We start from the raw sequence: 12,505 nt of genomic DNA on the forward strand, positions 1-12,505 counted from the left end.
ATCCGATGAGTGTCGATACCGTAGTTGCCGATGTTGTGGCTGGTTCTGCAATTAATGTGCGCGGCATGCTGTGGCAACTACGTCCGTGCGACGTGCGGGAAGTCGCCATCAGTGTGTCCGCGGAAATCCTACGGCTGGAAGCGATCCGGGTTGCCGCGGTCGACGCGTTAGCCCTTCATCCGGACGAACAAGTGCTGTGTTACCGTGGTGTCGGCCGCTGGCTGGCCGCGAACACGATGCTGCAGAATGCGGCCGGAAACCGGATCGCCGCCCTCGGGGTGGCCCTGCGAGCATTCCCCGCCATTGCGGCGCAGTTCGATGCCGGTGACCTCACCGTCGACCATGCCGCGCTGATCGCCGCGTTCTGCGAGTCCCCACCGAAAGGGATGCCGGACCGCGCCTTACCGCATTGCCTGAAAACTCTGCTCGCGGCAGCCTCCGGGGTGGAGGCGACCACCACGAAACTGCGGTACGCCATCGCCGTGCTCGAGCGGATCTTCGAATCCGAGGACATCCCGGCCGGGGAGGACGACGACCGGAATGAGTTGCGCATCGCGCCGACGTTGAACGGTCGGGTGGTGATCAAAGGTGATTTCGATGCGTTGACCGGCGAAATGCTGTTGTCGGCGTTGTCGGGGTTGTCGATGCCGACCCCTGCCGCGGATGGGACTCCGGATGCGCGGTCGGCGGCCAAGCGGACGGCGGATGCGTTGACGGAGTTGATTCGTCGGTATCTCGACAATGCGGCGACCGGGGTGGACGGTGGTCAGCGTCCGCATGTGAATGTGCATGTGGCTGCGAAAGATCTTGCGGAGCATCGGGACTGCGCCAGTACTGCAACTTCTCGCTCGGCTTCTCCCGATGACGAGACTGACGTCGAAGGTATACCGGTGTGGAGCTTCGACGACCTCGACGATCTCGATGTCGGGCATATGCCGTGGATGGGTCCGCTGAGTATCACCCGCACCCGGATGTTGGCGTGTGATTGCATGCTTTCGACGGTGCTGCTGGATGAGAACGGTGCCCCGCTCGATGTGAGTCCACTGAAACGGTTGGTGTCGGCGGCGCAGCGGACGGCGTTGATCGCCCGCGACAAGGGATGTGCGTTCCCGTCGTGTGATGCGGTGCCGGCGTGGTGCGATGCGCACCATATTCGGCCGTGGTCGCAGGGCGGATTGACGGTGATGGACAACCTCACCCTGCTCTGCCGAGCGCACCACACCCTGATCCACCGTAAGGCCGGTTTTGCGGGGCAGTGGGAAATCAAGATGGGGTCGGATCGGAAGCCGTGGTTCATTCCGGCGGCGGGGATTGATCCGGTGCAGCGGCCGCGGCGATCAAACCTGCGTCCGGGTCCGGTACTGCGCACATAAATTGTGTTGCGGCAGAACCGAATTCTTATCAAACTGCAGACAGTGTCAAGCTTCGCGTCGGGGATACTCCGCCGCGAAGCTTGACGTGTGGCTGCAGGTGCGTAGTTCAGGCCGATACGTAGTTCAGGACAATATGCCGGGCACCGGGTAGCTGCGCTCACTCATCTCGACAGCTCCGGCGTCGGCAAGATCGTTGATGGTGTCACGCAACGCCGAGCACGACCGCTGTGTGAAGGGTTGATCCGATGCGCGGGCGAGTTCCGGGCAGACCTGCGCGGAATCCTCGAGCCACTGCACACTCGTGTGCTCATTGCTGTACTTCTCGACAAGCACCCGATTTCCGCAATTGCGGCAACTGACCTGGCGCATCAGCGTGAGATCATGTCGGACGGCGCCCAGAATGCACGCATGCTGGTGATCTTCGCGTCCTCGTCGAACGTCATCACGTCGATCGGAGCGATTTCGTAGATCTTGTCACCCACGGGGGTGACAACGCGGAAATGGAAGGCTGCGCTGGAACCGCTGACACGCAGGGTCAGCAGTTCGATCTCCTGGGTCCGGCCTTCGAGTGCGCCGTAGAACTCGGTGATGGCTGCCTTGCCGCTGCGAGGTTCGCTACCCACCGGATCCTCGAGAGTTCCGTTCTCGGCATACAGCGCAGCGATGTCCGCAGTCACTCCGCGGGAAACGGCGTCGAGGTACGCGGTCACGGTCGCGGTGATCGCAGCGGTGGTGTCAGGTTCGAGAGTGGTCATCGACGTAATCCGATCAGTTGTGTACCGGTGAAGTCGGTTTCGCACCGACTTCACCGCACGCTATCGCTACCGACCTGATCGATTGCCCTGATCTCCCACGCAGCGGGACAAGCGAGGACTACGCGTCGAAGCGACCGAATCCGCCACGGTAGAAGAGCAGCGGTCCGTCGTGTCGAATGACGGTGAGATCGGTGACGCGCGCGACGACGATGGTGTGATCGCCGGCATCGTGCTCGTTTTCGATGGTGGCCTCGATGCGAGCAAGCGCGCCGGCCAGTGCCGGTGCACCGTTGATGCCGGCTTCCCACTCGATGCCGCTGAACTTGTCACTGCCGCCGCGAGCGAAAGCTGCGCACATGTCCTGCTGATCGTGGGCGAGAACGTTGATGCAGATGGTTCCGGCTTCGCGGAGCTTTGGCCAACTCGTCGACGTCTTGGCCGGGCAGAAGGACAGCAGCGGGGGATCAAGTGAAACGGAGACCAGGGACTGGCACGTGAACCCGAGCGGGGACTGACCGTCATGGGCGGTGATAACCGTGACGCCGGTGCAGAAGTTGCTCATCACGTCGCGCATCGTGCGCCCGTCCAGCGCCGGGGGTGCGGCATTTTCTACGGACATGTTGTCTCCTCGATCAAAGCTCTACAAACGGTTGATCACTACGATGTGGGGCGTAATCGTTGTAATCCAGCGACAGTCCCACTCACTGGCAGTGATGAACGTCTACTCGCCGATCGGGTGCGCTCGGGGCTTTATACCTGTTGTTCCCGTTCGAAGCTCCCGCTCAGTGGGCACTTTCGTACCAGTGACCTCGGCAAATGCGCGGTGATTGTTAGACTTCCTCTCATGTCCGAACCCGAAGATGTGTCCAGAGGACTACCGGCAACCAGCTGGGCGGTCCTCGGGATGCTCGCGTTCGGAGAAGAGCTGACAGGAAACGACCTGAAGAAATGGGCCGACTGGAGCGTCGGCTTCTTCTACTGGAGTCCATCGATCAGCCAGGTGTATGCCGAGCTCAAGAAACTCGAGGCCATCGGCTTCGTGGAATCGCGAGTCGTATCCGAACCCGGTGTGCGGGGACGACGCCTCTATGCGATCACCGAACCTGGAACCGACGCACTTCGAACGTGGTCGCGAGATGCGCCCGTCGAGGTTCCCGTGCTCAAGCACGGAGTCATGCTGCGTCTGTGGATGGGGCACCTCAATGACCCGGAACGGCTCAAGGCGCTTGTCGCTGCTCACATCGCCAACGTCGAAGTGCAGCTCCGGCGGGCCGAACTTCACGCCGATCACGCGGACAACGAACCGGCGTGGTCGTTTCCGCGCATGACGTTGAGGTGGTCGGTGCGATACTTCCGTGCTGAAATCGAGCTTGCCCGTGAACTATTCGACGAAATCGACAATGCGTCGGCGGAGTTCGCGAAAGTTGCCGATCACGACCAGTTCGGGTCGCCGTTGCCGATCTCGCCTGGCCGCTGGAAGAACGTCGAGGCCCACGTTCGCGCACTCGCTCAGAACAGTAGCGATATCTGAAACCGCCACGGCATCCAATTTCTCACGGTAGCTGGTTATTTCACGCTCCGGCTGCCGTGGGCAGGTTGCGCAGCATCTGACGACGCTGCAAAGTCGGTGTGACAGTGAGGGCCCCGCCGTCGATTGCACGCCAGATGGCAGCGGCAGCCATGCGGACCGGGGCGGCGCTGATGTGATCATTGCGGAGAGCTTTCGACGGGCCGCAGATCGAGACGGCTGCGACGGCGCGGCCGACGGGGCCTATTGGCACTGCCAGGCAGCTGAATCCGGCAAGCCCGCTTCCGCTTTCGAAGGCAACGCCGGCATCGCGGATCCGGGCGCGGTGGCTCTGGGGTGTGGGATGCGGGGACTCGAATGCCAGCAATGCCTGCCCGAGTGCGGTCAGAGCTGCGGGACGGCGTTCGCCGACGCGGGTCGGGACTGCGGCACCGAGGCGTCCACCGATCTTCTCGAGATACACCACATCGGACCCGTCGAGGATGCCGAGATGAACGACAAATCCTGTGACGCGATACAGCTCGTGGAGGAGGGGCATGGCGGCACTGTGGAGACGATCCTGGTGAACCGCGAGTGATCCCAGTTCGACCAAGCGCATCCCGAGTTCGTAGTCGCGGCCTTCGCGTCGTAGCCAGCGCATCGACACAAGGCGCTCCAGTAGGCGATGCGCAGAAGATCGAGGTAGTCCGGTGCGTCGAACAATCTGGGCGAGGGTCAACCTGCCCGGTCCCTCGAAGGCGTCGAGGACGACCGAGACGCGATCGAGAACGGCCGTTGGCGCAGAGTCGCACTCCGGCGCGTCCACGGACTGCAGTGTCATCGTCATCGTCATCGTGTGCCTCACTTCTCATGAATTGAAATCCAGCGAACTGGCTATTTCAATTAGGAATAGTGTCATAGAGTTCGCAGTTTGTGAAGTGAATCACCGAAAATCCTCAGATGTGATGGCTGCCGAACACAGAAAGGGCTTGCGCGAATTTCTCGCGCAAGCCCTTTCTGTACTGCGGAACGCCTACATTGCAGCTAGCGGTTCGCTGCCCGACCAGTCATGGCCCCAGTAGCTGTCTGCCGTGATCTCCTCGGCGGAGTACGAATCCTGATCGACCGTCATGCCGTCGGTGCCGAACTCGATGTCCCAGCCGCCGGGAGCGCGAACGTAGAACGAGACCATCTTGTCGTTGGTGTGTCGGCCCAGAGTGGAGGACACCGAGAAGCCGTCCTTGACCACTCTGTCCAGCGCCTGGCCGACGGCATCGAGGGTATCGACCTCGACCATGATGTGAACCAAGCCCGGTGCGCCGCCGTGCGGGGCAGGGCACAGCGCCAAACTGTGGTGACGCTCGTTGACGCCCATGAAACGAACACGCATCGGACCGTATTCCGGCGGCGCGGGAATGCGGAAGGCGCCGCGCGGATAGAAGCCGAGAACCTCGGTGTAGAAGTCGAAGCTTGCGGCGCTGTCCATGACCGGAAGCACCACATGGCCGAGACCCTGTGCGCCGGTGACAAATCGAGCACCGAACGGCGTCACGACGGGGCTGTGGTCGAGAACTGCACCATGGAAGATCTCGATGGTGGCGCCGCCGGGATCGGTGAAGGTGATTACCTCTTCGACTCGTCGTGCATCGGCCTCTGCGAGTGAAAGCTGTTCGACGGCAGTGCCGAACTTCTCCAGAGCAGCCTGTACGCGTCGCAGTGCCGCGTGGTCGGCGACCTCCCAACCGATGCTGACGATCTCGTCGCGCTCACCCTCGACGATCACGATGCGGGCGGCGCGCTCGTCGAGGCGCAAGTACAGTGCGTTCTCGTCCGGTCCACTGCCCTTGGCGAAGCCCAGGACGTCGAAAGCGAAAGTGCGCCAGCGCGCCATGTCATTGGTCGAGATCTTGACGTAACCAAGTCCCTTGATGTCGTTGTGTGTCATCGTGTTTGTTGCTCCTGGTCAGATCATGGCCCGCAGCGGACCCTGCGGGTCGGCGCCGAGGCGGCTCAGTGAGGCAGCGTGGAATACGGTGCCGGGGACGTGAATTGCGTGATGCTGGCCGGCATGGGCGTCGCGCCAGAAGCGCTGCAAGGGCTTGTCCATGCGCAGCGCGTTTCCGCCGCAACGGGGATAGACCTGATCGACGGCATTGATGGCGCGCCAGGCCGCCTGGACCTGGGTCTGGCGCCCTTCGGCGCGCTGCTCGAACGTCACTTCCTTACCGGCGTCCACGCGATCCCACATGCGGTCCACATTGGCCAGCAAGGTGTCTCGTGCAGCGCGGATATCGGCAGTGGCCTGGCCGATAGCGAACAGCGTGTACGGGTCATCCTTGATCGCGGTGCCCTGGGCATTGATACGATCAGCCTGGTATTCGTTGGCGTGGAACAGCATTCCCTCGCAGATGCCGATGGTCGCGGCTGTGATGCCGAGGGGGAACATGTTCGACCAAGGCATCAGGTACAGGGTTTCGGTGCGTCCGTACTTGCGGACGGCCGTACCGTCGATGACCTCGTCGCAATCCATCACGCGGTAGTCGGGAACGTAAGCATCCTTGACCACAAGGTCTTTCGAGCCCGTGCCGCGCAGACCCATGACATCCCACGAGTCTTCGATGATCTGGTAGTCGGTGCGCGGAATGATCACGTGCAGCATGCGGGGCGGCATCTCCATGTTGCCGTCCTTGTCGGCGGCCATAGCGCCCAGGAATGCCCAGTCACAGTGATCGGTGCCGGACGAGAACTGCCAGCGGCCGGAGAACTTGTAGCCACCGTCGGTGGGGATGCACAATCCGCCGGGCATGTAGGGCGACGCCATCCAGGTATCCGGATCGGACCCCCAGATTTCCTGCTGCACCTTCGGATCGGCAAATGCCAACTGCCACGGGTGAACTCCGACGATTCCGTGGACCCATCCTGCCGACGGATTTAGTGATGCCGTCCGCATCACCGTCTCGGCGAACTCACGCGGATGTGCTTCCATTCCGCCGTATTCCTTGGGCTGCAGCATGCGGATAGATCCGGCTGCCTTCATCTTCTTGGCAGTGTCGTCCGCCAAGCGGCCCAACTTCTCGGCCTCGACGCCCTCCGCGAAGAGGTCGTCGGCCATCAGGTTGATCTGTTCGAGTACTTCGTACGCCATTGTGTGGTCCTCGCGTTTTTCGGTAACAGCAGGAAAGAACGTCAGTGAGTGGAAATTGCGCGTTCCGGTTCGGCAGTCTCGTTCTTGGCCGCAATGTTCGCGGCCATCTCCTCGTCCCAGTTCTTGTTGGAACGGGTCAGGTCGATCTCGAACTCGAAGCGGCGCACCATGTCGTCTGTGACGTCCTCGACGTCGACGTAGAACTGCTGGTACCAGCGGCGTAGCTGGTATACCGGGCCGTCTTCCTCGCACAGTAGGGGGTTGTCGATGGGTGCCTTGTTCTTCCAGATCTCGATGTCCTGCTCGAACGTCGCTTCGGTGCCGGCGCCGAATGCTTGTGCCATGCCCTCGGCTTCTTCATCGCTTAGACCTGGCAGTTTCTTGACCATCACGCCGTACTGGAGAACGAACGACGTGGGGGAGACCGGGTAGTGGCAGTTGATGAGAACGGATTCGACCATCGCGCCGTTAGCTTCGGACCACAGCTTGTCGATCATGTACGACGGTCCGTAATACGCTGCCTCGGAACGCAACTTGCTGTCCTCGCCGAAATCGAGGTCGACCTCGACGTCGCCGCGCTGCGTGCTGTTCATGTACTGAGCGGCGACATGGTTCTCGAAGACGTTTTTGAATCCTCGCGGAACACTCAGGTGGATGTAGAAGAAGTGCGCCATGTCCACGACGTTGTCGATGATCTCGCGGCAGTTGGAACCCTCGATCAGAACCGAATTCCAGGTCCAGTCAGTCCATTCGGAATCGCCGTACGCTTCGATATCGGGAATCGTCACGTCGGCAGGCGGGGGATTGCCCTGCGGATCGTGCCAGACGAACAGTTGACCGTTCTTTTCCAGCGTCGTCCAAGCACGGGTCTTCGCCAACGGGGGGACGCGTCGTGCGTACGGAATGGCCGTGCACTTTCCGTTGCCGCCCCAGCGCCAGTCATGGAACGGGCAGGCGATCGAATCGCCCTTGACGGTGCCGTGTGCGAGGTTGCCACCCATGTGGCGGCAGTAGGCGTCGAGGATCTTGAGATCCCCAGCCGTGTCCGCGAACACAACCAGGCTGGTGCCGAAGGCCTCGATCTGATGCGGCTTGCCGTCGCGGTACGTCTTACTGAGCCCGAGGCAGTGCCACCCCCGCGCGAATCGTTGTGGGGCGGCGGCCGCTTCGATTTCTCGAATTTCTTCGTCCGCTGTCGTGGGTGAGTCCGTGCCGAGTGACATGTCTTCCTCCGAGCCGCGCCTGACGACGCTTCAGTAATGTGATCCATCACATAGAAGCGTCAGGGCGTAGCTGCGGATACGGGTTCTCCCGCTGGATGGAACGATTGGGCTCTGGTGCGGTATTTCAGGTGCGTCGGAGAACATGTGAGCGGTCGAGTTCGGCGATGTCACTCAATCCCATGAGGGTCAAAGTCCGGGAGATCTCCTCCCGAAAGATCTCGAGAACGTGCGCGACACCGTCTTCACCTCCGGCTGCCAATCCGTAGACGTACGGGCGGCCGATGCCGACGGCGCTCGCTCCCAGGGCCAGCGCTTTTACGACGTCGCTGCCACGCCGAATTCCACCGTCGAGGTATACCGGAACTCCGTTGGCGCCGCCCACCCGATCGACCACTGCGGGCAGCGCTGCGATGCTCGACAACGCGCCGTCGAGTTGTCGCCCACCGTGATTCGACACCACGATGCCGTCGGCGCCCAATCGAACCGCAGTTGCGGCGTCGTCGGGATCGAGAATGCCTTTGACGTACATCGGACCGTCCCAGAGGTCGCGGATTTTCTCGAGATCACTCCAGCAGAGTTCCGGACGGAGAAGGCTCACCTGTTTTTTTGCCGACCGCACTGCGGCGGCTGCGCCCCGTTCGTCGACGAGCATGCGTGACGAGATCCGCTGGTGCTTCAGGAAGTTGTAGGCCCACTGTGGTTTGCGGGCGGCGTCGAGCACCCGAGACGGCGAGAGTGTGGGTGGAATTCCCATGCCGCGCTTACGTTCCCCTTCCCGATTTCCGGGTACGGGTACATCCACGGTGACGAACAGTGCGCTGTACCCGGCTGCGGCGGCGCGGTCGACGAACTTCTTGGCCAACGACTCGCCGGTGCCGGCATTGGTCCACGGGTAGAGCTGGAAGAAATGATCTTCGGATGTGGCGTCCGCGATCTCCTCGACGGTGTAACTCGACGCGGTGGAGATGACTGCACGAGTGCCCACACGTTCCGCTGCCCGAGCTGCAGCGCGTTCCCCGGTCCAATGAACGAGACCGGTCATTCCGGTGGGGGACAGAAAGACTGGGAGGTCCAGCGTCGTGTTCCCGACCTTGGCGGCGAGCCCCCGGCCGTCATTTCCCGTCAGTACCCGTGAACGAAGTGCCCACTTGTCGAAATCGTCGACGTTGGCTCGCATCGTCACGTGGTCTTCGGCGCCGCCGTCGACGTATGCCCAGATCATTCCCGGAAGCGCACGACGCGCACGTTCTCGGTAGTCGGCGACGGTGATCGGTGACGACTGTGAGGACATGCTGAACTTGATCGCAGACATGGCGACACTTAATCATCGAGGTACCGGCTGGTGAAGGCATTTTCCCGGCTGGTGGAATACCAGCCGGGGCAGGTTACGCTGCCGGCTCAGTCACTGTCGCCCAGGCCCGAGCGGCGACAGTCCCGTTGCAATCGGTTGCCGTCACAATGACGTCGGAAACGCGCTCGGCGTCCTTCTGATACTCGGCTATCGGGGTGCAGGCATAGGTGAGGCTTGTGCTGTCGGCTTCCGGCACGAAGATCCGGGTCCGGAACCGTCTGATGCTCTCCGCGCCGAACGTGGTTGCGGCGTAGGCGGCCAGAGCTGACGAGTTTTTGTCGGAGGCGGACCTGGGCGCAGAGCCGTCAACGGTTCCCGATACGAATACTTCGGCAACCAGGTGTCCGTACATGTCGCGGTACTCGGTTGTACGGGCGATCCGCGAAGTGCTGCTGTCGGCCACCGGGAGTTGTTCGAGGACGCGGATATTGCCGACAACAGTGTCCGCGGGGTTGGGCGGGCCGAAGAACACGACGTCCTGTTCGTCTACCGACGCGTCGCTCAATCCGGCGGATGCGTCGTAGAGGGCCGAAAATGTCGGCAGCACCGAGTGCGCCAAGGGATTCTCGTCGACAAGCATTGCAGTCACGATAACCTCCGTTTCCCACGGCCGGAGTCGGCCGTTCGAGTGGGTAAGGACAACGCTAATGAGGCTGGCGTCGGTAGCATCGGCCGCTCCCGGTGATTGGGAGTTCACGCGGGGATTCTGCGCGGATGTCGCGCTGACCAGGCGTCGAACGACGTGCCGGTTTCAGTAGGCGGGACCGGGTTGCCATCGGCGCCGACGACGGTTGTTCGGTTCGATCCGGTGTTCCACCACCCGGGAGATTATCTGTCGACAGGGCACGGACACCGAATAATGTCGCCTGGAAATGGAGCCGATGTACTGCTGAGCCCCGACGCAGTATCCAACGGTCGGAACTGAAAGGTATTCCTATGACGAGTAAATCCCCGAACGTGCTAATCGTGTTGGTTGACGACATGGGGTTCGGAGCCAGTTCTCCGTTCGGCGGTCCGATCGACATGCCCACGGCGCAACGGCTGGCGGATAATGGGTTGAAGTACAACAGATTTCACACAACCGCACTGTGTTCGCCGACCCGGGCCTCATTGCTGACAGGCCGTAACCCTCACGCCGTGGGATTTGGTACGGTCACCAACTTCGAGAGCACCGATCCGGGCTACAACTGCGTGCGTCCCGACAGTGCGGCAACACTTGCGATGACGCTACGCGCGAATGGTTACAACACAGCTGCTTTCGGCAAATGGCACCAGACACCTGGCGTCGAGACCGGGCCGGCGGGGCCGTTCGACCGCTGGCCGACGGGCGAAGGATTCGAGCACTTCTACGGATTTCTCGGCGGTTCGACGGATCAGTACTATCCGGCCCTCTACGACGGCATCACGCCCGTCGATGCTCCCGGCACGCCGGACGAGAGTTATCACCTCTCCGAAGACCTGGCAGATCGCCTCGTCGACTGGGTGCGGCACCAACAGGCTGCGGCGCCGGAGAAGCCGTTCTTCACGTATCTTGCTCTCGGAGCCACGCATTCACCGCTCCAAGTTCCGCAGAGGTGGCGTGACAAGTATGCCGGGAAGTTCGCGCACGGCTGGAATCGTCAGCGCGACATCACCTTGGCGCGTCAGCACGAACTGGGCGTCGTCCCGACAGGCGGCGAGATGACAGCCTGGCTCGACTTCATCCCGGAATGGGATTCGATGAGTGAAGAAGATCGCCTCGCCGCCGAACTTCTCATGGAGTTGTACGCGGGTTTCGCCGAGCACACCGACGCTCAGGTCGGCCGTGTGATCGACGCTCTCGAGGACATGGGCGCCCTCGACGACACCCTGGTGTTCTACATACTCGGCGACAACGGCGCCGCCGGTGAAGGGGGAATGCTCGGCACCGCCAACGAGGGGATCCTTTTCAACGGACTTCAGGACACGTCGGCGCGCATCATCGAAAAGCGTGCGGAATTGGGAGGACCGACTACCGCCCCGCAGTATCCGATCGGTTGGGCGCTCGCGATGGATACGCCGTATCAGTGGGTGAAGCAGGTTGCGTCGCACTACGGCGGTACCCGCAATCCGTTGATCGTCCACTGGCCGTCGGGAATCGAATCGGGCGGCGAGATCCGTGAACAGTGGCACTTCGTTTCCGACATCGTGCCAACTGTTCTGGATGCAGCCGGGATCCCCGAACCCGAGATGGTCGGCGGGGTGACGCAGCAGCCGATGGACGGTGTGTCGATGCGCTACAGCTTCGACGATGCCGCCGAGCCGGACCGTCGGACCACACAGTACTTCGAGATATTCGGCAACCGCGGCATCTATCACGAAGGTTGGGTGGCCTGCACGGCTCACCGCGTCCCGATGCAACCGGCGACCGGCGACCGGCCGTTCGAGGACGATGTGTGGGAGCTGTACGACACGAACACGGACTGGACGGAAGCCGCCGATCTGGCTCGGTCGCGTCCGGAGAAGCTTGCCGAACTGCAGGCAGTGTTCGAGGGGGAAGCAACTCGCAATCAAGTGCTACTCGACAACACTCGGATGAAAAGGATGCGAAAAGGCGTCGACGTCAAGGTACGGAGCTCGGTCACCTATCCCGGGTCGATGCCACCGCTACTGCCGGACGCGTCGCCCAAGTTGTTCAACCGTTCGCACGCGATCACGGCCGATGTCGACTTGACGGAGTCCGGGCGAACCGGCGTCATCGTCGCGCAGGGTGCGCGCGCGGACGGCGGGTGGAGTCTGTACCTGCACGACGGTCGTCTGACCTATTGCAACAACGTTTCCGACCTATACGTGCAACATGTTCGCAGTAGTCGGGTGATCGAGCCTGGCCATCACACGTTCCGAATGGAATTGCATTACGAGGGCGATGGATTGGGGGCCGCAGCAGCAATCGTGCTGCTGGTGGACGGCGATGTCGTCGGATCGGATCGAATCGAACGGACGACACCGTTCTACATCGGTGGAACCGGACTGCTGACGGTCGGACGATGCCACGGCATTGCGATCAGTTCCGACTACACAAACGCAGATCGCTTTGTCGGCACGGTGCGATCCGTGCGAGTCGATCTCGACGATGTGTCGGCGCGGGAAACCGAGGCGGACCGCGCCCGCGTCGCATTCGCTGTGCAGTAGG

At 61.9% G+C, this 12,505-nt stretch carries 12 protein-coding genes; 3 read left to right on the forward strand and 9 right to left on the reverse strand.

Annotated features, from left to right (window positions below; genetic code table 11):
* The first annotated feature begins 5 nt into the window (after positions 1-5).
* The gene (locus MTX36_RS01800; RefSeq protein ID WP_243618043.1) at positions 6-1,373 is read left to right on the forward strand and encodes an HNH endonuclease signature motif containing protein; all 1,368 of its coding nucleotides are present in this window, start codon (positions 6-8) and stop codon (positions 1,371-1,373) included.
* A gap of 123 nt (positions 1,374-1,496) precedes the next feature.
* Here the strand turns inward: MTX36_RS01800 and MTX36_RS01805 are convergent, their stop codons facing one another.
* The 3 genes from MTX36_RS01805 to MTX36_RS01815 form a co-directional block, all read right to left on the reverse strand.
* Positions 1,497-1,742, reverse strand: a complete 246-nt coding sequence (locus MTX36_RS01805) for a hypothetical protein (RefSeq protein ID WP_243618044.1) — start codon at positions 1,740-1,742, stop codon at positions 1,497-1,499.
* Positions 1,742-2,128 (reverse strand): nuclear transport factor 2 family protein, encoded by a 387-nt coding sequence (locus MTX36_RS01810; protein WP_169636438.1) that lies wholly within the window; start codon positions 2,126-2,128, stop codon positions 1,742-1,744. Before MTX36_RS01810 ends, MTX36_RS01805 begins: the two co-directional genes overlap by 1 nt.
* Before the next feature lie 118 nt (positions 2,129-2,246).
* Positions 2,247-2,747 (reverse strand): flavin reductase family protein, encoded by a 501-nt coding sequence (locus MTX36_RS01815; RefSeq protein WP_094271528.1) that lies wholly within the window; start codon positions 2,745-2,747, stop codon positions 2,247-2,249.
* A 225-nt stretch (positions 2,748-2,972) separates the two neighbouring features.
* Here MTX36_RS01815 and MTX36_RS01820 point away from each other — a divergent pair, with 225 nt between their 5' ends.
* Positions 2,973-3,659, forward strand: coding sequence for a PadR family transcriptional regulator (locus tag MTX36_RS01820; protein ID WP_243618045.1), 687 nt, complete (start codon positions 2,973-2,975; stop codon positions 3,657-3,659).
* Positions 3,660-3,699: 40 nt separating this feature from the next.
* Here the strand turns inward: MTX36_RS01820 and MTX36_RS01825 are convergent, their stop codons facing one another.
* The 6 genes from MTX36_RS01825 to MTX36_RS01850 form a co-directional block, all read right to left on the reverse strand.
* Positions 3,700-4,488 (reverse strand): IclR family transcriptional regulator, encoded by a 789-nt coding sequence (locus MTX36_RS01825; protein ID WP_243618046.1) that lies wholly within the window; start codon positions 4,486-4,488, stop codon positions 3,700-3,702.
* Between the two features lie 180 nt (positions 4,489-4,668).
* Positions 4,669-5,580: a biphenyl-2,3-diol 1,2-dioxygenase gene (gene bphC / locus MTX36_RS01830; RefSeq protein WP_243618047.1), complete on the reverse strand. Its 912-nt coding sequence runs from the start codon at positions 5,578-5,580 to the stop codon at positions 4,669-4,671.
* A gap of 18 nt (positions 5,581-5,598) precedes the next feature.
* A complete protein-coding gene (locus tag MTX36_RS01835) occupies positions 5,599-6,780 on the reverse strand; it encodes an acyl-CoA dehydrogenase family protein (RefSeq protein WP_243618048.1) in 1,182 nt (393 codons plus the stop codon).
* Positions 6,781-6,821: 41 nt separating this feature from the next.
* Positions 6,822-8,003 (reverse strand): Rieske 2Fe-2S domain-containing protein, encoded by a 1,182-nt coding sequence (locus MTX36_RS01840; RefSeq protein ID WP_243618049.1) that lies wholly within the window; start codon positions 8,001-8,003, stop codon positions 6,822-6,824.
* 124 nt (positions 8,004-8,127) lie between these two features.
* On the reverse strand, positions 8,128-9,315 hold the full coding sequence (locus MTX36_RS01845; RefSeq protein WP_243618050.1) for an alpha-hydroxy acid oxidase: 1,188 nt from the start codon (positions 9,313-9,315) through the stop codon (positions 8,128-8,130).
* A 73-nt stretch (positions 9,316-9,388) separates the two neighbouring features.
* Entirely contained in the window at positions 9,389-9,943 is a 555-nt protein-coding gene (locus MTX36_RS01850) for a hypothetical protein (RefSeq protein ID WP_243618051.1), read from the reverse strand.
* Positions 9,944-10,290: 347 nt separating this feature from the next.
* On the opposite strand from MTX36_RS01850, the gene MTX36_RS01855 reads away from it, so the two are divergent.
* Positions 10,291-12,504, forward strand: coding sequence for an arylsulfatase (locus MTX36_RS01855; protein WP_243618052.1), 2,214 nt, complete (start codon positions 10,291-10,293; stop codon positions 12,502-12,504).
* Position 12,505: the final 1 nt, after the last annotated feature.

Source organism: Rhodococcus sp. ARC_M6, from assembly GCF_022810305.1.
In the GTDB taxonomy this organism is placed as follows: Bacteria; Actinomycetota; Actinomycetes; order Mycobacteriales; family Mycobacteriaceae; genus Rhodococcus_F.

Excerpts from the sequence above, each read along its gene's own strand:
- bphC (WP_243618047.1), bottom strand. The coding sequence starts at position 5,580 with ATGACACACAACGACATCAAGGGACTTGGTTACGTCAAGATCTCGACC.
- MTX36_RS01825 (WP_243618046.1), bottom strand. The coding sequence starts at position 4,488 with ATGACGATGACGATGACACTGCAGTCCGTGGACGCGCCGGAGTGCGAC.
- MTX36_RS01845 (WP_243618050.1), bottom strand. The coding sequence starts at position 9,315 with ATGTCTGCGATCAAGTTCAGCATGTCCTCACAGTCGTCACCGATCACC.
- MTX36_RS01810 (WP_169636438.1), bottom strand. The coding sequence starts at position 2,128 with ATGACCACTCTCGAACCTGACACCACCGCTGCGATCACCGCGACCGTG.
- MTX36_RS01800 (WP_243618043.1), top strand. The coding sequence starts at position 6 with ATGAGTGTCGATACCGTAGTTGCCGATGTTGTGGCTGGTTCTGCAATT.
- MTX36_RS01840 (WP_243618049.1), bottom strand. The coding sequence starts at position 8,003 with ATGTCACTCGGCACGGACTCACCCACGACAGCGGACGAAGAAATTCGA.
- MTX36_RS01855 (WP_243618052.1), top strand. The coding sequence starts at position 10,291 with ATGACGAGTAAATCCCCGAACGTGCTAATCGTGTTGGTTGACGACATG.
- MTX36_RS01805 (WP_243618044.1), bottom strand. The coding sequence starts at position 1,742 with ATGCGCCAGGTCAGTTGCCGCAATTGCGGAAATCGGGTGCTTGTCGAG.
- MTX36_RS01835 (WP_243618048.1), bottom strand. The coding sequence starts at position 6,780 with ATGGCGTACGAAGTACTCGAACAGATCAACCTGATGGCCGACGACCTC.
- MTX36_RS01820 (WP_243618045.1), top strand. The coding sequence starts at position 2,973 with ATGTCCGAACCCGAAGATGTGTCCAGAGGACTACCGGCAACCAGCTGG.
- MTX36_RS01815 (WP_094271528.1), bottom strand. The coding sequence starts at position 2,747 with ATGTCCGTAGAAAATGCCGCACCCCCGGCGCTGGACGGGCGCACGATG.